19 protein-coding genes and 3 tRNA genes are annotated in these 20,496 nt (G+C 42.6%); 5 read left to right on the plus strand and 17 right to left on the minus strand.

The features are described 5' to 3' along the window. Nucleotides 1-40 precede the first annotated feature (40 nt). From porM to H9628_RS11000, 6 genes are all read right to left on the minus strand, one after another. Nucleotides 41-1,612, minus strand: coding sequence for a type IX secretion system motor protein PorM/GldM (porM, locus tag H9628_RS10975; RefSeq protein ID WP_251834185.1), 1,572 nt, complete (start codon nucleotides 1,610-1,612; stop codon nucleotides 41-43). Nucleotides 1,613-1,668: 56 nt separating this feature from the next. Next, nucleotides 1,669-2,355 (minus strand): type IX secretion system motor protein PorL/GldL, encoded by a 687-nt coding sequence (gene porL / locus H9628_RS10980; RefSeq protein ID WP_251834186.1) that lies wholly within the window; start codon nucleotides 2,353-2,355, stop codon nucleotides 1,669-1,671. 47 nt (nucleotides 2,356-2,402) lie between these two features. Continuing rightward, complete coding sequence (gene porK / locus H9628_RS10985; protein ID WP_251834187.1) at nucleotides 2,403-3,818, minus strand: T9SS ring complex lipoprotein PorK/GldK; 1,416 nt, start codon at nucleotides 3,816-3,818, stop codon at nucleotides 2,403-2,405. Nucleotides 3,819-3,924: 106 nt separating this feature from the next. After that, nucleotides 3,925-5,781, minus strand: a complete 1,857-nt coding sequence (gene glmS, locus H9628_RS10990; RefSeq protein ID WP_251834188.1) for a glutamine--fructose-6-phosphate transaminase (isomerizing) — start codon at nucleotides 5,779-5,781, stop codon at nucleotides 3,925-3,927. 32 nt (nucleotides 5,782-5,813) lie between these two features. Beyond that, nucleotides 5,814-7,376 carry a DUF4270 family protein gene (locus H9628_RS10995; RefSeq protein ID WP_251834189.1) on the minus strand — a complete coding sequence of 521 codons (1,563 nt, stop codon included), beginning with the start codon at nucleotides 7,374-7,376 and terminating at the stop codon, nucleotides 5,814-5,816. Nucleotides 7,377-7,396: 20 nt separating this feature from the next. Further along, nucleotides 7,397-8,167 (minus strand): glycogen/starch synthase, encoded by a 771-nt coding sequence (locus H9628_RS11000; protein ID WP_251834190.1) that lies wholly within the window; start codon nucleotides 8,165-8,167, stop codon nucleotides 7,397-7,399. A gap of 190 nt (nucleotides 8,168-8,357) precedes the next feature. Here H9628_RS11000 and panC point away from each other — a divergent pair, with 190 nt between their 5' ends. Continuing rightward, the gene (gene panC / locus H9628_RS11005; RefSeq protein ID WP_251834191.1) at nucleotides 8,358-9,206 is read left to right on the plus strand and encodes a pantoate--beta-alanine ligase; all 849 of its coding nucleotides are present in this window, start codon (nucleotides 8,358-8,360) and stop codon (nucleotides 9,204-9,206) included. A 99-nt stretch (nucleotides 9,207-9,305) separates the two neighbouring features. Here panC and H9628_RS11010 read toward each other — a convergent pair. From H9628_RS11010 to H9628_RS11020, 3 genes are all read right to left on the minus strand, one after another. After that, a tRNA-Lys gene (locus tag H9628_RS11010) sits at nucleotides 9,306-9,378 on the minus strand. A gap of 106 nt (nucleotides 9,379-9,484) precedes the next feature. After that, nucleotides 9,485-9,570: transfer RNA gene (locus H9628_RS11015), tRNA-Leu, on the minus strand. A 47-nt stretch (nucleotides 9,571-9,617) separates the two neighbouring features. Next, nucleotides 9,618-9,690: transfer RNA gene (locus H9628_RS11020), tRNA-Lys, on the minus strand. Between the two features lie 127 nt (nucleotides 9,691-9,817). Here H9628_RS11020 and H9628_RS11025 point away from each other — a divergent pair. Continuing rightward, nucleotides 9,818-10,327 (plus strand): shikimate kinase, encoded by a 510-nt coding sequence (locus H9628_RS11025; RefSeq protein ID WP_251834192.1) that lies wholly within the window; start codon nucleotides 9,818-9,820, stop codon nucleotides 10,325-10,327. Here the strand turns inward: H9628_RS11025 and H9628_RS11030 are convergent. Continuing rightward, nucleotides 10,324-10,758, minus strand: coding sequence for an RNA-binding S4 domain-containing protein (locus H9628_RS11030; protein ID WP_251834193.1), 435 nt, complete (start codon nucleotides 10,756-10,758; stop codon nucleotides 10,324-10,326). The genes H9628_RS11025 and H9628_RS11030 overlap by 4 nt on opposite strands. 58 nt (nucleotides 10,759-10,816) lie before the next feature. Between H9628_RS11030 and H9628_RS11035 the strand changes: the two genes are divergently transcribed. After that, nucleotides 10,817-11,539 carry a hypothetical protein gene (locus H9628_RS11035; RefSeq protein WP_251834194.1) on the plus strand — a complete coding sequence of 241 codons (723 nt, stop codon included), beginning with the start codon at nucleotides 10,817-10,819 and terminating at the stop codon, nucleotides 11,537-11,539. 47 nt (nucleotides 11,540-11,586) lie between these two features. Here H9628_RS11035 and recO read toward each other — a convergent pair whose 3' ends face one another. From recO to H9628_RS11055, 4 genes are read right to left on the minus strand one after another with little or no spacing between them, the layout of a single operon-like run. Next, nucleotides 11,587-12,276 (minus strand): DNA repair protein RecO, encoded by a 690-nt coding sequence (gene recO, locus H9628_RS11040; RefSeq protein ID WP_251834195.1) that lies wholly within the window; start codon nucleotides 12,274-12,276, stop codon nucleotides 11,587-11,589. After that, nucleotides 12,276-14,540, minus strand: coding sequence for a type IX secretion system anionic LPS delivery protein PorZ (porZ, locus tag H9628_RS11045; protein WP_251834196.1), 2,265 nt, complete (start codon nucleotides 14,538-14,540; stop codon nucleotides 12,276-12,278). Before porZ ends, recO begins: the two co-directional genes overlap by 1 nt. 50 nt (nucleotides 14,541-14,590) lie before the next feature. Further along, nucleotides 14,591-15,541 carry a bifunctional metallophosphatase/5'-nucleotidase gene (locus H9628_RS11050; RefSeq protein WP_251834197.1) on the minus strand — a complete coding sequence of 317 codons (951 nt, stop codon included), beginning with the start codon at nucleotides 15,539-15,541 and terminating at the stop codon, nucleotides 14,591-14,593. Next, nucleotides 15,534-16,304 (minus strand): 5'-nucleotidase C-terminal domain-containing protein, encoded by a 771-nt coding sequence (locus H9628_RS11055; protein WP_251834198.1) that lies wholly within the window; start codon nucleotides 16,302-16,304, stop codon nucleotides 15,534-15,536. Before H9628_RS11055 ends, H9628_RS11050 begins: the two co-directional genes overlap by 8 nt. 109 nt (nucleotides 16,305-16,413) lie before the next feature. Between H9628_RS11055 and dapA the strand changes: the two genes are divergently transcribed. Next, nucleotides 16,414-17,289, plus strand: a complete 876-nt coding sequence (gene dapA, locus H9628_RS11060; RefSeq protein ID WP_251834199.1) for a 4-hydroxy-tetrahydrodipicolinate synthase — start codon at nucleotides 16,414-16,416, stop codon at nucleotides 17,287-17,289. 27 nt (nucleotides 17,290-17,316) lie between these two features. Here dapA and H9628_RS11065 read toward each other — a convergent pair whose 3' ends face one another. From H9628_RS11065 to H9628_RS11075, 3 genes are all read right to left on the minus strand, one after another. Then, nucleotides 17,317-18,042: an ABC transporter substrate-binding protein gene (locus tag H9628_RS11065; RefSeq protein ID WP_251834200.1), complete on the minus strand. Its 726-nt coding sequence runs from the start codon at nucleotides 18,040-18,042 to the stop codon at nucleotides 17,317-17,319. Nucleotides 18,043-18,051: 9 nt separating this feature from the next. Then, the gene (gene mgtE, locus H9628_RS11070) at nucleotides 18,052-19,371 is read right to left on the minus strand and encodes a magnesium transporter (protein WP_251834201.1); all 1,320 of its coding nucleotides are present in this window, start codon (nucleotides 19,369-19,371) and stop codon (nucleotides 18,052-18,054) included. A 77-nt stretch (nucleotides 19,372-19,448) separates the two neighbouring features. Beyond that, complete coding sequence (locus H9628_RS11075) at nucleotides 19,449-20,024, minus strand: pyruvate decarboxylase (RefSeq protein ID WP_251834202.1); 576 nt, start codon at nucleotides 20,022-20,024, stop codon at nucleotides 19,449-19,451. Nucleotides 20,025-20,193: 169 nt separating this feature from the next. Between H9628_RS11075 and rpsO the strand changes: the two genes are divergently transcribed. Then, complete coding sequence (rpsO, locus tag H9628_RS11080; RefSeq protein WP_251834203.1) at nucleotides 20,194-20,463, plus strand: 30S ribosomal protein S15; 270 nt, start codon at nucleotides 20,194-20,196, stop codon at nucleotides 20,461-20,463. Nucleotides 20,464-20,496: the final 33 nt, after the last annotated feature.

Consider the following 20,496-nt stretch of genomic DNA (forward strand, 5'->3'; position numbering starts at 1 on the left):
TAATCTTTTAATAAAAAACTAGATATTACTACAACGCAAACTACTGTACGTTTATTACAACAGGCGGAATTTGCTTCAATGTCTGGCCTCCAAGTCCTGTCGCAGTTGCGTTGATATTAAATACGTATGCGATGTCTCCTGAACGTAGATTCTTCGTTAAAGCAGCTACGGAACTCATCGAATTACCAGAAACCTGCATTGCCGCCCTTCCAGGTACTTTGAACATGAAACTGTTCACCGTGAAGCTTACAGGGAAATCAAAGTCTGGCATATCCGCGCTCACTTTTTGGTTCGGGATAGAACTTGCCGGCATTGACACTACGGATTTACCCTGGATAAGACCTACCGGTGGCGGTACATTTTTAATTCTGAAAGTAAATGCTTTAGAGATAGATTCGCCTTTCGGGCCTCTACCGGAAATCGTCAGCGTACTTGTAGCTCCACCTCCAGGTGTTACAACCCAGGTTCCACCTCCTGTTTTTGAAACTGAAGCTCCGGAAGCTGATAAACTGGTTTGTGAATTATCTGCTCCTAAGATTGAACCGGAAATAGGGTTTGGTAAGCCCCGATACAATACCTGCATCTTATCCGCAGAAAGCAAAGCTCCGCTTTCAAATGCAACTTCCTTGGAACCTGCAACTACGTTGTAAGTGTGGCTGTACGGAAGCGTAATTACTTTTCCGTTAACATCGGTGAATGAAATATTACCGCTAAACTGTTTTTGACCAAGTGCACCTGTTGAAAGGTTCGCAACTCCCTGACCATTGCTCATCGTAAGACCCGGCATTGACAAGCCCGGAACGTTGCTTGAGTAGTTTCCGATTGCCACTTTTGCCTGAACGTTTTCACCAAGTACAACTGATGTAGGTGCAGATACGATAGCCTGATAAGCATCGAATTTGATATCTGCGTCCACTTTTTCCTGAAGCATCGTCATCAAGGCATCAGACTGAAGATTTCTTGCTTCGGACTGAATGACTTCAAGATTTGAAAGTGCGGCAATAAGCGGTTGACCGTAAAACTTATACTGAATCCAGTTTTTGTTTTTGATAGTCTGACCTTTTGGGAATTCTGTTGCTAAAGTAGTTTTAGCACGATTGACTACGTGAGCCATGTCGCTATTGCTACCGAATGTCTGAGAAATGTAAGATTGTAATGATGCCATTTTGGCTTTCAAATCAGCGGAAGATTTTGATGGATTGTTTTCATCTGCGCCGTTAAAGAACATTTTAGAGGAAGGCTCTGTATTGTTCAAGGCGGCGAAGTTATCGCCTACATCAATTCCGTCCACATATTCTGCTTCCTGCTTCAATGTGGTTTTGAGACCTTCGATAAACGCAACCAGGTCATTCGCTCTTTCTTTCAGACCTTTATAATCCTGTAACGGTTTAGTATAAGTATCCGGCGTATTTGCTGCTTTTGCTTCGAGGGTTTTCTCGAAAATATCATCGTTTTTCTTCTCTACAAGAATTCTTGTATCGGTAAGCGTCTGATTGGTATCATTGTAGGATCTGATGATTTCCTGATCGATCGTCATCGCAAGCATCGCGATGAAAACCAGATACATCAGGTTGATCATCTTCTGACGAGGCGTCTGTTTTCCTTGTGCCATTTTCAGTAAATTTTGTTAAATAATTTAAAATTTTAAATATAAAAAATGGTGGAAAATTAAGACTTCATTGCGCTAAGCATACCGCCATAGACACGGTTCAAACTGTTCAGGTTAGAAGTAAGGCCAGCCAACTCTTCGTTAAATCTTTCAGAGTGTGCCGCAGATTTCTGCATATCCTCAACATATTTTTTGCTGTATTCAGCTTGCGACTGACCATGCTCTAGTTGTAATGCATAAAGCGCATTCATGCTCTCAAGGTGACTTGCCGCCAAAACCAGCTGATCATTGTAACGCTGAGTTGAGCCCGTAACATCAACTGTTTGGTTGATTTGGTCAACTGAATTCGAAAATTTGTCGATACCTGTTCTTAGTCTTTCGAAAAGTGTCACATCAAGTTTTGCATCTTCAAGCATCTTATCCAGCTTATCTGACAGAGACACTTCAAGTTCCTTTACTTCAGCTAACTGAATACCTGCAGTAGAATGTCTTGGGTTTGGCGACGCCTCACGATCAAGTAGCTCAGGATAAACGTTTTCCCACGCGTAAGATTCTTCCGTTTTAGGGGCATCGAATGCGAATATGATGAAAATAATCGCCTCTGTGATAAGTCCGATGGCCAAGGTTACGTTACCTGTGAGTGGACCAATGCTCCAGTGTGTAAGTTTGAAGAGTGCGCCGATGATTACAATTGCAGCACCGAATGAATAGATAAAATTGTATATAGCTTCTTTAGATTTAAACATGGTGAGGGAAGTTTAATAGTTAATGATTTCGTTATAGTTTTTGTTTTTTAATTTGTTCTTTTCTTAAATTTTGCAGTTCCTTCCGGAATGTCCTGTACCGTTCGGAAACCGATGTAGCTTCGTGCAGAATCTTTCCTCTCATAATCCCTCGCACCATTCATCAGCAAATAACCTACATCTTTCCATGAACCACCCCGTACAGATTTACGAACTTCACGATAAGCCTGGTTTGATAAATGTGGGTTCAGGGTAGATGCAAACTGGTAAGTTGCGTTATTGTATGGAGATTCCGTCCATTCTGCTACGTTACCTGCCATGTCATAAAGACCGAAACCATTCTTTGTAAACGATTTTACAGGCGCTGTGTAAGTGTAAGTACCCTTTTTCTCGTCTTCAATATAATTACCACGCTTTGGTTTGAAGTTGGCCAGGTAGCAACCACGGTCATCCTGAAGATAAGGCCCGCCCCAAGGGTAAGTAGCGTTTTCACGTCCACCTCTCGCGGCATATTCCCATTCTGCTTCGGTAGGAAGACGGAAGGCCATCGGTTTTTGCTTTTTCTTTTTTAGAGATTCGTTGTAATCTGACTTTAATTTAGATTTAAAGTTACAGTAAGCTCTGGCCTGATCCCAGGTAACGCCCACTACAGGATAGTTTTTGTAAGCGCTGTGCCAGAAATAGCCATCATAAAGAGGCTCGTTATAAGCATAATTGAAGTCTCTGATCCAAACCGTAGTATCCGGATAAACTGCGATACTTTCTCTCTTCAGATATTTTGCACCTCTGGATTTATCTTTCACTGCAGATTCTATGTCTTCCCAATTGTAGGCATACATAAGTTTTCTACTGTCAATGATTCTTTCGTTATTGATTCTCTCTGCGGGTGGGATGTACATAGACTCTAACACCTCCGCATACTGTGCATCCGGATAGTCAGAAGTTTGCCATCTGAGTGGCACGCTCCAGTCCAGTTTTTTAGATTCATCATAGCCATCTCGTCCGCCCTGAGATTCCATAAACTCCTGATAAGCGGTTTTCTCTTCGCCCGCTTTTTTAGACAGATAAGCAAAATCACCTATTGAAGTTCCATCGCCATCAGAACCACCGTCTCCGGCAGCTTCAGCCAGCAATGTACGTGCGATAGAATCTCTCACATAATTGATGAATACGCGATACTCTGCATTGGTAATTTCGGTTTCATCCATAAAGAACGAAGAAACGGTTACCGTCTTTAGTGTAGCTTTCTCCGGCGTATTGGTGAAGTCCTGATCTGCAAGACCCATCACGTAAGAACCCGCCGGGATAGAAACCATGCCGTAAGGACGCTCCGCCACAAAGGACTTAGACTTTCCTTTTGGTACCAGTTCACCCTTCTGGCCGGGCTTCCCAGCCGTGGAATTGCCACGTTTGGAACAGGAAATGATTACAGATGCCGATAATAATATGAGAAATACTCTTTTCATGCTACTTTTAAAAATTAAGCGGTAAATATATAATTTTTCGGAATGAGTTCGAAGATTTTTTTGCAGAACGTAAAATTGAAATTATTATTTTACAGCCAGCATTTTTTTATTCTACAGTTACTGATTTTGCAAGGTTTCGCGGCTGGTCAACATTCGCTCCGCGATATACCGCGATGTAATATGCTAAAAGCTGTAAAGGTACGGACGCCACGATCGGTGAGAAACATTCCGACGTTTCCGGGAATTCAATCACATAGTCTGCCATTTGCGCAACCTGCGTATCGCCCTGGTTCACCACCGCGATCACTTTTCCTTTTCTGGCTTTGATTTCCTGAACGTTACTTACGATCTTATCGTAATGCCCCTGTTTTGGCGCAATGATCACAATCGGCATGTTTTCGTCGATCAATGCGATCGGGCCGTGCTTCATCTCTGCTGCCGGATAACCTTCAGCGTGGATGTAGGAAATTTCTTTAAGCTTCAAAGCACCTTCAAGTGCCGCCGGGAAGTTGTATCCACGACCTAAATAAAGGAAGTTTTGCGCATCCACAAACTGCTTCGCGATTTCCTTCGTGATTTCGTGGGTTTGTTCCAGAACTTCTTCGATCTTTTTAGGCAGTGCATCCAGTTCAGTAATCAGTTTCATGAATTCCTGGCTGCTCAGATGTCCGTTGTGTTTACCAAGCTTCAGTGCGATAAGAGAAAGGATGGTAAGTTGTGCCGTAAATGCTTTTGTAGAAGCCACACCAATTTCCGGTCCTGCGTGGGTATAAGATCCCGCGTCAGTAACCCTCGCGATGGATGAGTCTACCACATTACAGATACCATATATAAATGCACCTTTTTCTTTAGCCATTTTTATAGCCGCCATGGTATCGGCTGTTTCACCTGACTGAGAAATGGCGATCACCACATCTTTTTCGGTAATAATCGGATTTCTGTAGCGGAATTCCGAAGCATATTCTACTTCTACCGGTATCCTTGCAAATTCTTCGATCAGGTATTCACCGATAAGTCCCGCATGCCATGAAGTCCCACATGCGATAATTGTAATTTTCTGCGCCTGATTGATTCTTTCAAGGTGATCCCAGATTCCGGCCATCTTGATAATGCCTTCGTCTACCAAAAGACGTCCGCGCAGTGTATCGTGGATAGATTTCGGCTGCTCAAATATTTCTTTAAGCATAAAATGCTCATAACCACCCTTTTCAATCTGCTCAAGGCTCATTTTAAGTTCTTGAACTGCCGGAACTATCTTCAGGTTATCCTGAATATTTCTGATGTCAACACCATTTTCAAGCGAAATGGTAGCCATGTGGCCTTCTTCAAGATACACAGCCTCCTTGGTGAATTCCACAAATGGACTCGCATCCGAAGCGATGAAAAATTCCTTGTTTCCAAGACCGATCGCAAGCGGTGAACCAAGTCTGGCAACCACCAATAGTCCCGGATAATCATCATGCATCACGGTGATCGCATATGCGCCATATACTTCATTCAAAGCAAAACGCACAGCCTCAGGAAAATCTGTTTCAGGATTGGTGTCCATGAAATACTGAATCAGGTTTACCAGGATTTCAGTATCAGTTTCGGACTGGAATGTAAAACCTTTTTCCGTCAGCATTATTTTGATGGTATCATAGTTCTCGATGATCCCGTTATGTACCAATGCAATCTTTCCGTTATTTGAAAGATGTGGGTGAGAATTTCTGTCACTCGGCACCCCGTGCGTGGCCCAGCGGGTGTGGCCCATACCTACGTTAGCTTTCCCAACAAGATTTCCTGAAATAGCTACCAAATCATCTACTTTACCTTTGGTTTTTGCAACCTGAAAAAGATGATCCTCCTTACCGTCGAGCACAATACCAGCACTGTCATAGCCACGGTATTCCAATCGGCGCAAACCGTTTATCACCACTTCATAGGCGTCCTGAAAACCTGTATATCCTACAATACCACACATATTACTTAATTTTTTTTGAATGAATGAAAAATTTATTTTTTGCCGTAGGTAACGACAAGTTTAGCTCCGCGATCATCTCCCGGACGTGTACCTACCAAAACTACACGGTTCGGTGTATAAGCTCTGGTATTGTAAGTTTGAGCGAATGCAGGCTGAACAAGACCCGCCAATCCTCCTGACGCATCAGTAGTATAAGTGCCGACATTAATTATAAGATCTTTCGGCTCTACATTTTTCTCGATGATATTCTTTAAAGTTTGCGTTATCGCAATATCATAGTGAGCAGGATTTTTGTCTAAATCAAAACCTTTTACAAGACTGAAATTCGGTGCGTACGCAAGCGTCGTCATATCCTCCAGGAAGGTATCTAATCCCTGCTGTTTCACCACGAAATAATTCGGTTTCTTAAAATTATTATTCCATGCACTCACATCTGTATACAAACGAAGCTTCGCAGATACAATCCCGATTTTCTCGTTGTTGAACATATCACGAAGTACTGCAATATCACTGGCGCGGATTTTTAGACCAACTCCCGGCCCACCCATGCCCTGTGCGAAGACAGTTGGCTCGCCATCTATCATATTCTGTGGTTGAACGATTGCTGCAGAAGGCGTATTGGTACGATCAAAAGTAATTTGGTTGAAATGTGCGTTTGCAGCACCTAAATCCAGTGCGAATGTCGCGGCTTCGCGTTCACCTGTAGTTGTTGCCGTCTTATTTTTTTTGTAATACAGGTTTATGGTAACAGAGTTCGGGTCGAAATTGAAAAGATAACCGTCATTCTCATCTACCGAAAGCTTTACGCCGCGGAAATAACGGATAAAAGAAGCAGCATCTGCCAAATCTGCGGCGCTGGCTTTAATGATCTTATTCTGAAAAAATGTAGAATCCAATGGGATGCGGAGATTAGCGTCCCGGTTGAAAAGTTCAGAATTATCCGAATCACGCGTAATTTTAACCGAGCTGATGTCACCATTGAAAGCACGGCCTCCGATGACAGAACCGGTAGACACCTCTTTATTTGAGTAGGCGGCGTCTGTATTAGCGAATAGAAACTGCGTTACTTCCTGAACTTTAATATTAAAGATCGTTTTACCGTTTAGTTTGGTCTGGCCATATTTTAATATCGGATATGTGTTTACCACTTTTTTGGCTGGCAGTGCGCCGTCTGGATAGATATAATCTTCCTGTGTAGTAGTACGCACAGAATCTGAAGCATAAAGCGGTTTAATTACAAGCACTGCGGAATCCAGTACCGGGTTTGTCCCGAAATCAGGGCTATACGCCGAAAGTCTTACCTGAGACACGTAACTGGATTTTTGAAGCCCAAACTGGGGCTCACGGAACGCGCCTAATGTTGCGCTCTGGAGCCTCGTAGCATCCGTACGGATAGAATCGCTGTTCAGCACGCCGGGTGTACCGTTGAATACATTGTACGCGATCACGTCAAAATAATCTTCGTTTCCGGTGGCACCATTCTGAAAAAACTGAGACCCGAGCTGATCAGCATCGGGTTCGCAATTCCATAAAATTAAGCTTCCTATTAGCAGTGACGCTACAATATTCAGCAACTTTGTGAATTTTTTTATCATTAAAGTAAAGTTGATTTTTTTTAGTATAATTTCTCGATAGAATCCGCCTCCAAATAGTCGAATTTCTGCGCAGTACTGCTGTTGAAAGCCTCTTCCAGACCATCCTGAAGAAACTCATCGCCTTTCACTACTACGTCTACATGATTCATGCTCTCTATAACAAACTGTCTGAAACTAGGATTGCTAAACGCATTTAGTGACTTAATATTGTCAAATTTCAGTTTTTGCTCCACAGACGCGTCCAGTGGCGCATCATCTTCGTTGTAAACCGATAGAATGATCTTGGTATCTTTAAAATAGGCATCGTTCTTATAGAAAGTCTTCAGATAAAGCGGCACGAAAGACGCCATCCAGCCATTCAGATGAATCACATCCGGCACCCAGTTGAGTTTTTTGATGGTCTCTATCACTCCACGTGCAAAGAAGATTGCGCGTTCATCGTTATCTGAAAAAGGCTCGCTGTTGTCGTCAAGATAAAACTGTTTTCTCTTGAAATACTCATCATTATCAATGAAATAAACCTGAAGACGCTCACCCGGCAAAGAGGCTACTTTGATGATGAGTGGCTGATCAAGGTCATTGATAATGATATTCATGCCGGAAAGGCGGATCACCTCGTGCAACTGAAATTTACGTTCGCTTATTTGCCCAAATCTAGGCATGAAAACACGTACATCGTGGCCTTGTTGGTGCATTTTCAGCGACATTTTGTTTACCGTAGTCCCGATGTTGCTATCTTCCTGATACGGAAACATTTCTGTGGTAACGTACAATATTTTTTGATTCGACATAAATTCAATCGTTGTTCTAAGATATAGGCAGAAAATTCTGTTGCGCAAAATTACGAAATTTTAAACGAATAATTTTTAATTAACAAATTTTAATAAATGTTGTGGCAATGCAGGTTTTGAAGAGTAAAAATTCCGTTATCAATAAAGCATTTTTTGTGGAAATGGTTACTTTTACAAAAATTATAAGGCCATGCGAATTATCAAACGTAAAAAAGATATTGAAGCTTTCGTGGAGCGAAACAAAGAAATGGGTCTGAAGATTGGTTTCGCGCCTACAATGGGTGCGTTGCACGCTGGACATATCTCGCTTTACGCTGCGGCAAGAAAAGAAAATGACCTTGTGATTTCGTCCATTTTTGTAAATCCAACACAATTTAATAATCCCGAGGACCTGGAAAAATATCCGCGCGATGTGGAAAGTGATTTGCAGCTCCTCCGAGAGTCAGGTTTTGTGGATGCGGTCTATCTGCCGGAGATCGCTGATCTGTATCCGGAGGGATTGGCAACGAAAAACTACGATTTTGGAGGACTTGAAAATGAGATGGAAGGCAAATTCCGTCCGGGTCATTTTAATGGCGTCGGGACGGTGGTGGAAGAACTTTTCAGGCAAGTAAAACCGGATAACGCCTATTTTGGAGATAAAGATTATCAGCAGCTCGCGATCGTGAAAAAACTCGCGGCGCAGGTCAATCCACAAATTTCGATTCATGGTGTAGGTATTCACCGCGAAGAAAACGGTCTGGCGATGAGTTCTCGCAACCAACGGTTAACAGCCGATCAGCGTGCGGCGGCGAAACTTATATTTGAGACTTTAAACAAAGTAAATGATTGGTTTCGGATTATTACGGTTCCGGAAATCAACAGACGCGTGAAGGCAATTTTCGATGCGGAAAAAGACATGCAGCTCGAATATTTTGAGATCGCTGACGAAGAAACATTGCAGCAAACCGATTTTTTCTACAAAGACCGAAGCTACAGGGCATTCTTGGTAGTTTTCGTAGGTGATGTACGTCTGATTGACAATTTACACCTCGACTGAGACCCCTAAAAACGCCAAAAGTCTCCCCGATAGAGAAGACTTCTGATCACCAAATCACAAAATATTAATATGAAAAAAACTACTCCGAGGAGTAAGTAGTGACCCGGCTGGGATTCGAACCCAGGACCCATACATTAAAAGTGTATTGCTCTACCAGCTGAGCTACCGAGTCATTGAAATCATGGATTTTAAACTATAAAATTTAGATTATACATGCCGAAACATGAAAAACAAAAATTATTAATTTAAAATTTAAAATTCAATATTTAAAATTTTAATGGTGCCTGCGACTGGACTCGAACCAGCACATCCGTAGGAAACCACCCCCTCAAGATGGCGTGTCTACCAATTTCACCACGCAGGCAAAAAAATTCCGTCTCGTCTTTGATATGCGAGACGGAATTTTAGTTGTGACCCGGCTGGGATTCGAACCCAGGACCCATACATTAAAAGTGTATTGCTCTACCAGCTGAGCTACCGAGTCGGCCACTTTACTAATACAGTCATTATGCTCGAATAATCGGCAGGAATGCTGTGTTTTAAAGTGGTGCAAAGATAGGTGTTTTTTTAAAATCTCAAAATTTTTTTAGTAATTTGTATAAAATTCAAAGATGATAATTACACTCGTCGGATACATGGGAAGTGGTAAATCTCACGTTGCCAAAGTTTTGAGCCAAAAACTACAATTAAAAATAATTGACCTCGACAGAGAAATTTCTTTGAAAAACAAAATGACGATCCCTGAAATCTTTGCCAAAAAAGGCGAAATCTACTTCCGGAAGCAAGAAAGAGAAACGCTGCATCAGCTTCTGAACAAACATTCAGCAGGGATTTTGAGTCTGGGAGGAGGTACACCATGCTTTTATGATAATATGGAAACCATCAACCAGTTGACCGAAAGTTTCTTCCTGCGCGCGTCCGTCGGGACACTGGTTACGCGCCTTTCCCCGCAAATGGATAAAAGGCCGCTAATTGCGCACCTCAATCCTGAAGACCTGCCCGAGTTTATCGCAAAACATCTTTTTGAGCGGAATGTGTACTATTCTAAGGCTAAATTCACCATTACGACAGACGGGAAAGACCCGGAGCAGGTTGCAGACGAGATTTGGGCGCTGGTTTAATCGTCCCCGTCATCAATTCCGGTGAAAAACATATCCCAATCTGAATCTTCGCCGGTCGTTTCCGTGTCGTTTTCAATGAAATCATCCATGCTGCGGCGGTCTTTCTTGGTTGGGCGGCCTTCGCCACGGTTGCGGTAATAGTCCTGGTTCAGGTTTCGGAGTTTCAGGATTTCATATTGTTCCTTTTCGGTTTTATCGGCGATGTAGAGCGGAACAAGCTTTGGCCCTACCCTGCTTTTCGGGATACTCAGTACTGCAATCTGGTAATCGATCTGGTTTTTCCTTACTTTAATGATGTTTCCGGGTACCACTTCGCGGGAAGATTTTACGGTAGTACCTGCAATGGATACGCGGTTCTTTTTTATTTCGTCTGCAGCTATACTGCGTGTTTTGTAGAACCTTACACACCATAAAAATTTATCGATTCTCATAATTTATTTATACTTTTGCTGGATTAAAATTTTAGCAATTTAACGATATTCTTTAAAAATGAAAAAAATATTCCTCGGTATCGCCATAGCAACTCTTGCCCTGAACTCCTGCCGGAAAGATGAAGGCGTGGAAACGGTGGAAGAGGTCAGCATCGAGACCCAAAACTCTTATGATGACCAGGCGGCTACCGCTTTTCTTGATACACACTACCTGGATGCCAAAGGAAATATAAAGCCTTACGTTGCCACAGATACGGTGAATGTAAAACTTGCTGACCTGAACCCTGTAAAACTGCCTTCAGGCGTGATTTATGTGATGAGACCCGGCGTTCAACCCACAGACGGAACACCGATCGGGCAATATGATATCATCCGGTTGATGAGCAATACTACCACTTATGTCGCTACAAATACGGACAACAAGATAGCTTTCAGTTCCCCATCCGGATTTAAAAATACAATTGCGGGATCAGGCCTTCCAGAGGTAGATCCAGCATACTATTACGTGAAAAAATCGGTTTTGCAGAATGCTACTAGCGAGATAGCTAAGCAACGCAGCTTTTATGAAATCGAAGGATTCCAGGAAGCATTAAAAAAATTCCAGGCGTTTAACATTCCGGACGAGAGCAGCTATAACCTGCAGGGTGTGATTATCGTACCCTCAAGGGCTGCATTCGCACGTGACCCACATTATAACTATACCGGATTTTCTTACCGTAACAGAAGTTTCGTGTTCAACTTCCAGGTGTACAAAACAACGCCGGTTGCTGAAGAAAGATAATACTTCGATATCATATTACATAAAAAAGTTCCTGCGGGAACTTTTTTTTATTCGTAGATCTGCTGAATGATGTCTAATGAGTTCGGGACAGTAAAACCCGCGAAGTGCAGCTTATAATACAGCATCACAGAATCCAGAAACTGCCGGCGGAGTGATCTTTTGAGAGTTACGCTGTAGATATCTTCCGCTTCTGTGAAATGCTTCCAAACCGCCGATATTTCTTCATCAAAGAATGAATGGGATTGTTCAATGCTGAAATTACCGGCTTCCGGATCGAGAAAGTGCCCATTACTGGGAAGTGGAGAAAGGCCTTGCTGGGCGAGGATTTTGAATATAAATGCAGGATAAGATCCGGCATTTCCCTTGTAGAGCTCCCTTAAAAACGTTTGAATCTCAAAGAATGCTGAATTTCGGTGAGTTTCGTCGCGCAAAACCTGATTGAGAAAATCTGATACAAACAGCAAAACCGTGTTTGTCTTTACATCGCTGAAATCGTAATCCCGTTCGAGCATTTCTATTTTGCTGACATTCGGCATGCCACCGCCGGTTTTCTTTGCCAGAATGGTGATACTGAGTCGGTTTAACGGAAAGAGATATGCTTTCTTTTTGTTCCGGGAGCTATACAATCCTTTCGCGAAAAAACTCTGGTATCCCGACTCCTCTGAAAAACAGTGCAGGATCGCATCGTTATCGCCAAATTTCACATAAGAGAGGAGAAAGCAGTTGACATTCTGCATCAGTTCACGACAGCAATTTTCGCTGTGGCAGTATCAGTTCCGTCCGCATTGGTCATCAACACGAAGTAGATGCCGGAAGCCACACGTACACCACGGTGGTTGTTCAGATTCCATTCATAATAACCTCCGCGAGAAACCGCCTGGTGAACAAGATTTCCGGCTGCATCGGTTATCCTGATGTTGGTTTTTTCAGCCAAGCCGCGGATGCGAACGTTGCCTTTGTATTTCGAATAAACTACGGGATTTGGATATACCAATACGTCGCCAAAATTTTCGGTAACATCCAGTACATCGCCCTGGTAAACCATCACACCGTCAAGGGTTACGAAATATACCTTCCCGGTTTTATTGTCAACTTTAATATCGGTAACGCTGTTATTCGGTAATGGAGAATTTTCTTTGGTGAAATGTTTGATGGTCTGTTCGCCAGTAGAACTTAGGTAAAAAACCCCACCACCATTGATTGAAACCCATTTTTGATTACCGGAATCTACCTCAATTTGCAGCACGCCACTGTCACGGAATAATTCTTCACCCAAGCCGTTTTCTTCGATGATCACAGGTTCCACCGCCGGGCTGTTTCTGATGTTTGAAGCTGCCGATGAAAGTACGCGCAAGCCATTATCAGTACCAATCCATGCATCACCCGTTTTGTCAATCGCTACGGATAAGACGCCTTCAGAATTGGAAGGTAAACCATTATTTACTCCTACCACGAAAACCTCATCGTCATTTACCGACGTGGTGCCTTTGTAATCTGTTGCAGTAATGCCATTTACACGTGGTAACGGAATCCAGATCAAACCTTCGGATATGATCGGTTTTTGCACGGCCGCGCTTATTTTAAGACTTTTATATCTGAATGCATCAGCAGCACGGTCATACGACATCAAACCTGCGGATCCAGCCGGATTTTCAAGTGTTAGGAAAGCAATCGACCCGTATAGATTGTTTTTGTCATCAAAAACAAGTCCCATAGGCCTGTTAAAATAAACATCCTGACCTGTTTTGTAAACATTTACAAATTCATAATCTTTAGCAGAAGCATTATATTTCATCTTATAAACTCCCTGGCTACCAGACGGAATGAAGTTCGTGAAAAAAACTTCGTCGGTATCTGCGGGGTTTGCGGCCACATCCATCACGTTGAAAAGCATTCCGCTTGTCTTGAAATATGACGGATAAACCCATTCCGAGCCGGTGTAGTGATAAAAACCAAGATTAAGAGGATGCGGTGCAGCATCATTGAATCGGTTGGTACGGTTACCTGTTGATAACCAAATCTTGTCCTTCTGCAGGTTGATTTTATATGCAGTATTGTTGTAGGGACCATCCGGTTTTATCAGATCGCCGCTTTCAGTTTTAATTCCTGAACTTTGCGTACCTGCATAAATATTTCCCTGTGAGAAAAAGCCTGTATTGAGGGTCTCGCCGGCCTGATAAGTTTTAATGAAGGTTCCATTATTCCCAAAAACTGATATTGCCGCATTGTCTGTCACGATGATGTTTTCCGCGGTTACGGTTACATCACGAATCGCTGCAAAACTTTGCGGAATAGCACTGAATGAAGTTCCTGAACCATATCTCACGCTGTTGGCATCCGAAAATGCAATCACACCGCCATTTGCGAGTTGTGTCATATTTCCGGCTGCAACATTAGTCCAGGTCGAATAAATGGCAAAAGTGGTATTGATCTCGTGTGATTTCAGGCCAGTAGCAGTCGCGGCATACACCGTATTGTCTTTGATGACTGCTTCGCGGGACGCTTCGTAAACACCGCTGCTGTTTGTAAAAAAGGCTGAATCACCAAATTCTTTGCGGTCAAGCCTGAAGACAGATACGCCGTAACCCACAGAAACCACCGCAAGATTACCGGTGATGGATATGTGATTGATTTTTTTATCGCCATTATACCCGGTCGCCAGCGGAATATCTACCACATAGGTGATACCGTCCGGAGAGATGACATCCAAAGAACCGTTGCGGTAACCTACAAGACCGATTTTAGTCTCCGGGTTGTAGTCGAACGCTGAAATTTTCACTTCATGCAAGCCATTAGCTTTAGAAAGCTTCGTGATCTCACCGCTTGAAGGCGTGTAAAAAAAGATTCCGTTTTCTGTCGCAGCAATAAGTTTTCCGTTGTCTTCTCGCACTGTGAGGACATTTCCGTATGAAAAGAGGTCTGTCCAACGACTTGAAGAGATGACCTGCGCCGAAATTTGAATTGAAACAATCAGCAGCAGAAACGGTAGTATTTTTTTCATCAGTGGTTTTGCGGTATTTATAAAAGCTGAAGTGAGTTTTAAATGCTCAATTAAGCCATAATCTTATCATCTATAACTTGGTTTCGCCAGGAAATATTTTTAATTGCTTTATTTTTATCGAAGTGGAAGTCAATTCTTCCTAAAAGCAAACCGGCCCAACCCACCTGATTCACAATCACTTCTTTACCCGAACTGTTTCTGAAACGTTGTGGTTCCGGTAAAAACGTGTGGGTATGACCGCCTAAAATCAGGTCAATATCCGAAGTGTTTACGGCTAAAACCTTATCCGAAACTTTTTTGGAATTTTCGCCATAATCAAACCCCAGATGCGACAGGCAGATTACCAAATCACATTTTTTGTCCTTCCGAAGCAATTCTGAATATTCCTGCGCCATTTCGATTGGATCCAAATATTCTGTTTCGCCATAGCTTTTCTTGCCAACTAGGCCTGCAAGCTCAATTCCCAATCCGAAAATCCCTACTCTGATGCCGTCTTTATTGAAAATCCGGTATGGTTCCGTCTGGCCCTCAAGAATAGTATCCGAAAAATCATAGTTTGAACAGATGAACGGAAATTTAGCGTGAGGACGCACATTTTTAAAACCTTCCAGACCGTTGTCAAAGTCGTGGTTACCCATCGTAGCGGCATCATAGCCCATCATGGACATCAGTTTAAATTCAAGTTCACCGCCGAAAAAATTAAAATAGGGTGTTCCCTGAAAAATATCGCCCGAATCCAGCAGAAGAACGTTCGGTTCTTCCTGACGGATCTTCTGGATAAGTGAAGCTCTTCGCGCAAAACCACCTTGGTTCGGGTTTTTACTGTAGCTCGAGTCGAACGGTTCAATTCGGCTGTGCTGATCATTGGTATGAAGAATCGTTAATTTATATTCTGATTTTTCTGCAAGCAAATCAAGGCCTTGCCCAAAAAGCAAATTTGGCGTCATCGCAAGCGCCAATGAACCTCCACCGATTGTTTTAAGAAATTTCTTTCTATCCATCAGTTCTATCTTTTTTGTTTTTAAAATTTAAGCGGATATCAGTTGGCGGTACGATTTCCGGGTTGGCCTGAAACTTTTCCAGAAACAGCTCACGCAGGCGGATACCGGTGGAAATCATCTCTCCTTTACCGAAAAAATTCATATTGTCACCGCCGAGCGCCAAATAATCGGATGTGGCGATGTAATAATCTTTTGACGCCACTATTTCTTTGCCGTTGATAAGTTTTTTGGTGACAGCGCCATTATCAGTCTCGATATAGATTTGCGCCACCGGGTTGTTTTTTTGTGTTTTTAAATAATATTCAAACAGTCCTTCCAGGTCCGAACCTTTCAGTTTCACGATCACCACTTCATTTTCAAAAGGCATCACCTCGTAGACGTGTCGGGTAAGGATATCGCCGGCTCCAATTGTCGAACGTATACCCCCGATATTGATGACGGCCGCGTCTACACCACCGGCAATGCCATTACTTTTCGCCCAGGCATCCGCGCCCTGCAGCGTATAATCTGCGAGCAGATTGCCAAGATTACTGTTGTCGCCCTGTTTATTAAGGTCCACCGAAGTGTGGGAAATTTTTGTATTCATCTTGCCTTCCACCTCCATCTTGTAAGGTTCAATCACCTTCTTGAAAATTTCGTTTTCAGGCAGGTCTGCGGTCAGCGCAATATTTTTTCGGGTTTCTACCTGGCTTACATTCAGCGGCGCACGGCACGCAGCAAGAAGCGTAAAAGCAGAAATAAGAAGCAGAATTCTATGTTTCATTAGATGCAAATCTGTTTTTGCAAATATAAAGATATGAATACAAACGTTACCTCATATCTCAAAATTCTCGCGTTTAATTTTGTATTTTTGAAGAACTAATTACAAAACAATGAGCATATTAAAAGGAGTGGGTGTAGCACTGGTTACGCCATTTAACGAAGATTTGACTGTTGATTTCGATTCGCTGACGAAATTGGTAGATTACAATATTGAAAATGGAACCAACTATCTGGTAGTTTTGGGAACAACTGCCGAAGCAGCCACACTTTCTGGCGAGGAAAAAGAGCAGGTCATCTCTCATATCATCAAAGCAAATAGCGGTCGTGTGCCGCTTGTTTTGGGAATCGGAGGTAACAACACAATGGAAGTAAAAAAACAGATCGAAGAAGCTGATCTTTCGGCATTTGAGGCTGTACTCTCTGTGTCGCCATATTACAACAAACCCAGCCAGGAAGGGCTTTACCAGCATTATAAAGTTTTGGCAGGCACAGGAAAGAAAATCATCATTTACAATGTACCGGGCAGAACCGGACAAAACATTGAGGCGTCAACTACACTAAGGCTGGCAGAAGAATTCCCGAACCTGATCATGATCAAAGAAGCAGCGCCCAACATCCTGCAATATTTCGATATTTTAAGACAAAAACCACAGAATTTCGAATTGGTTTCCGGTGATGACGAATTCACTTTACCGGTCACTTTAGCGGGAGGGAACGGTGTGATCTCGGTGATTGGGCAAGGCTATCCGAAAGAGTTTTCTACGATGGTTCAGCTAGCTTTTGACGTTAAGGTAAAAGAAGCGTACGAGATTCACAATAAATTAGTAGAAATCACCCGACTGATTTTTGCAGAAGGCAATCCGGCCGGTATAAAGACCGTTTTGGCGGAAAAAGGCATCATTAAAAATCATTTAAGATTACCGCTGGTGAAAGCTTCAGACAGTTTACAGGACAAAATAAAATCTGAAATGGCAAAAATCGGATAAGATCAAAGGCTTCTTTTGAAGCCTTTTTTAATTACATTCTTGAAGCAGTTCCTGAAAATAACTTTCACATTTGGCCAGATGCGTCCCATACCACGAGAATGCTTCACCATCAACCAGAATGATCCGCGATTGCGGAAGCTGTTTTTGTAGTTCATCCGCATGTTTTTGTTTAAATGGATACGGTTCCGAAGACAGAAAAATACAATCGGTTTCCTGGAGTTCTTCGACATCCACAATTGGGTAACGTTTTCGGTTTGCAAAAAGATTTTTAAATCCAAGCCGCTGCAGAATCTCGTGGATAAAAGTGTCGCTACCTACCGTCATATAAGGATTTTGCCAAATTAAATAAGCGCAGGTTCTTTCGGAAACCGGACTGATTCCGTCAAAAATTTCGTTGATTTTTGTATTGAAATGTTGCGCACGTTCACTTTCATTCAGAATATTTCCAAGGGTTTTAAGCAAATAATAATTGTCTTCGAGCGTAGAAATATTCGTCATCAAAACTTTAAAGTCCTTTTCTAATTCCTCAATCTGGTCCTTCTCATTTTCTTCTTTATTTGCAATGATGAGATCAGGTTTCAACGACTTTATTTTCCCGATATTCAGATTTTTGGTGCCTCCGATAATCGGTACGCCACAAACCTTATCTTCCGGATGAATGCAGAATTTTGTACGACCGACAAGGTCAGGACTCTTTAAACCAAGATCAAGGAGTGCTTCAGTAATGCTCGGAACAAGCGAGATGATTTTCATGAAAGCAATTTACAACAATCTGCCGCTCAGTAACAAACCGGCCAGAGAGAAGTAAATGACGAGTCCGGTAACATCTACCAGTGTAGCCACAAAGGGTGCCGACGAAGTGGCCGGGTCGAGATTGAATTTTTTAAGTACAAACGGTACCATGGATCCCGAAAGCGTACCCCAAATCACGATCATCATCAGTGAAAGTCCAACGCTGACTCCGATGAACGACCAATATTCGCCATAATCGAACCAACCCATGAATTGCCAAAGCATAATGCGCAGGAATCCAAGGATACCTAATACTCCGCCCAGAAAAAGTCCGGTCACAAGTTCTTTTTTAATGACAATCCACCAATCTTTCACCGTGATTTCCTGCAGTGCCATCGCACGGATAATCAGTGTTGCTGCCTGTGAGCCGGTATTTCCGCCACTTGAAATAATTAAGGGAACAAAAAGCGTCAGGACCACGGCTTTTTGGATTTCGTCCTCAAAAAAGCTCATCGCCGAAGCCGTAAGAAGCTGGAAGAAAAAAAGCAAAATCAGCCAAAACCCACGCTTTCGGATCATCTCAAACCAGTGAGTTTGGCGGTAGGGCTCATCCAAAGCCTCCATACCACCAAATTTCTGGATGTCTTCGGTGTTTTGCTGCTCGATCTGGTCTAAGATATCATCAATTGTCACTATTCCGACTAAAACGCCGGCTTCGGTAACAATCGGGAGAGCCGTACGGTCATATTTTTCAAAATACTGCACTGCGTCCTCCTTTGAGGTCGTGGTGGTAATCGCCACAAAATGATTATCGGTAAGTTCAGAAATCAGGGTATCTTCTTCCGCCAGAAGCAGGGAACCAATTGCGATATCGTCTATCAGCTGGTTTCTCTCGTCCACTACATAAAGGTGGTTCATGGTTTCCATCCTCTTCCCTACTTTCTTTATCTGCTGCAGACAACGCTTCACCGTCCATTCTTTCCTGATCTGAATGTAATAAGGCGTCATCAGCCTCGCAATGGAGTCTGCATCATAGCCAAGCAGTTTCAGCGCGATCCTTCTTTCCTGGGGATTGAGGTGGTTGATTGAATATTTAATGAGTTCATCCGGAAAATCCTCAAACAAGGCCGTCCGGTCATCGGGTGTCATGGCGTTCAGGATTTCGGAAACATCTTTGCTACCGATATTACGGATGGTTTCTTCCTGAAAATCAGGCTCAAGGTGTGAGAAAACGTCAGCTTTGTACTGCTTCGGAACTTTCAGAAACGCCAATACCCGCTCTTTCACGGGAAGTTCACTGAGGGTCTCAGCGATATCGGCAGGGTTGAAAATAAGTTCTTGTGTATCCAAAGTTTCTGGTTTCTGACCATGCAAAAATAGCCAAAATTCTTAGGTATAAAGAATGGCAGTCAAGGATGAACTTGAGATTAATGATCAGAGAAAGAAATTGAAGTGTTTTTACGCTTCCGAAGATGCTGCCCGATTAGTTTCAATGCGCCTTCTGTACCGATTTTGATGCTGTTTTCGGCGGAACCAAGCATTCGCGCTTTCTTCTTGTACGTATCATAATCGCTTTCAGCGACGAGCTTACCCGTGGAATCATAAAGTTTCAAGCTTACGATTACCTGATTTGAGAAAACGTATTTACCAAAGCCGACCTTGAAGAACTTCACTTTAGGAACTACCGCAAACGCCGCCGTATTCATCTCGCAATACTGTACAAGATCGGGGATTTGAACAGAATCAAAATCAAATGCGGTTTCTACACGCATCATCTTATAATTCCGGTTTCGGGTTACCCGCTCACCTACTGCCTCAAAAAAAGCAGCATATGTGGGCTCTTTCACCTCTTCGATTTCCGGATAAACTGTGGGGTTAAAATATAGTACGGTTTTTAATTTCGCAGACTTTTCGCGGGTGACATCCTGCGCCTGCACCTGGCAGGCGGTAAAAAGGGCAAGAACGCCAAAAGACAACGAAAAAAGGTAGAAATGTTTCATCATTTGTTGCGTTGCAAAAATACAGCCAATACCTTTAATTTTAATTAAATTTTTAAGATTTTTTTAACGTTTATAAAACATTCAGCAATAATTATTTAAATAACAATTGCGAGTTTATCTGAATAGTTGTACTTTTGCACCCGTTACATAATAATCATTAAATAATATTGGAATGTACTTAACAACTGACAAGAAGAAAGAAATCTTCGCAAAACACGGTAAGTCTGATGCCGACACCGGAAGCGCGGAAGGGCAAGTGGCTCTTTTCACGTACAGAATCAACCATCTATCCCAGCACCTGAAAGCGAACCACAAAGACTACGCAACGGAGCGTTCTCTTGTAGCGTTGGTAGGTAAAAGAAAAGCATTGCTGGATTATCTGAAGAAAAAAGACATCAACAGATACCGTGCGATTATCGCTGAATTAGGCTTGAGAAAGTAATCTTTCGCACTAAAAAGATAAAGCAATCCCGAA

Origin of the sequence: Kaistella pullorum, assembly GCF_014837035.1 — a bacterium.
Lineage (GTDB): Bacteria > Bacteroidota > Bacteroidia > Flavobacteriales > Weeksellaceae > Kaistella > Kaistella rhinocerotis.

What these genes read in the sequence shown, in the direction of transcription:
- porM (WP_251834185.1), bottom strand. Translation starts at nt 1,612, where the DNA reads ATGGCACAAGGAAAACAGACGCCTCGTCAGAAGATGATCAACCTGATG.
- porL (WP_251834186.1), bottom strand. Translation starts at nt 2,355, where the DNA reads ATGTTTAAATCTAAAGAAGCTATATACAATTTTATCTATTCATTCGGT.
- porK (WP_251834187.1), bottom strand. Translation starts at nt 3,818, where the DNA reads ATGAAAAGAGTATTTCTCATATTATTATCGGCATCTGTAATCATTTCC.
- glmS (WP_251834188.1), bottom strand. Translation starts at nt 5,781, where the DNA reads ATGTGTGGTATTGTAGGATATACAGGTTTTCAGGACGCCTATGAAGTG.
- H9628_RS10995 (WP_251834189.1), bottom strand. Translation starts at nt 7,376, where the DNA reads ATGATAAAAAAATTCACAAAGTTGCTGAATATTGTAGCGTCACTGCTA.
- H9628_RS11000 (WP_251834190.1), bottom strand. Translation starts at nt 8,167, where the DNA reads ATGTCGAATCAAAAAATATTGTACGTTACCACAGAAATGTTTCCGTAT.
- panC (WP_251834191.1), top strand. Translation starts at nt 8,358, where the DNA reads ATGCGAATTATCAAACGTAAAAAAGATATTGAAGCTTTCGTGGAGCGA.
- H9628_RS11025 (WP_251834192.1), top strand. Translation starts at nt 9,818, where the DNA reads ATGATAATTACACTCGTCGGATACATGGGAAGTGGTAAATCTCACGTT.
- H9628_RS11030 (WP_251834193.1), bottom strand. Translation starts at nt 10,758, where the DNA reads ATGAGAATCGATAAATTTTTATGGTGTGTAAGGTTCTACAAAACACGC.
- H9628_RS11035 (WP_251834194.1), top strand. Translation starts at nt 10,817, where the DNA reads ATGAAAAAAATATTCCTCGGTATCGCCATAGCAACTCTTGCCCTGAAC.
- recO (WP_251834195.1), bottom strand. Translation starts at nt 12,276, where the DNA reads ATGCAGAATGTCAACTGCTTTCTCCTCTCTTATGTGAAATTTGGCGAT.
- porZ (WP_251834196.1), bottom strand. Translation starts at nt 14,540, where the DNA reads ATGAAAAAAATACTACCGTTTCTGCTGCTGATTGTTTCAATTCAAATT.
- H9628_RS11050 (WP_251834197.1), bottom strand. Translation starts at nt 15,541, where the DNA reads ATGGATAGAAAGAAATTTCTTAAAACAATCGGTGGAGGTTCATTGGCG.
- H9628_RS11055 (WP_251834198.1), bottom strand. Translation starts at nt 16,304, where the DNA reads ATGAAACATAGAATTCTGCTTCTTATTTCTGCTTTTACGCTTCTTGCT.
- dapA (WP_251834199.1), top strand. Translation starts at nt 16,414, where the DNA reads ATGAGCATATTAAAAGGAGTGGGTGTAGCACTGGTTACGCCATTTAAC.
- H9628_RS11065 (WP_251834200.1), bottom strand. Translation starts at nt 18,042, where the DNA reads ATGAAAATCATCTCGCTTGTTCCGAGCATTACTGAAGCACTCCTTGAT.
- H9628_RS11075 (WP_251834202.1), bottom strand. Translation starts at nt 20,024, where the DNA reads ATGATGAAACATTTCTACCTTTTTTCGTTGTCTTTTGGCGTTCTTGCC.
- rpsO (WP_251834203.1), top strand. Translation starts at nt 20,194, where the DNA reads ATGTACTTAACAACTGACAAGAAGAAAGAAATCTTCGCAAAACACGGT.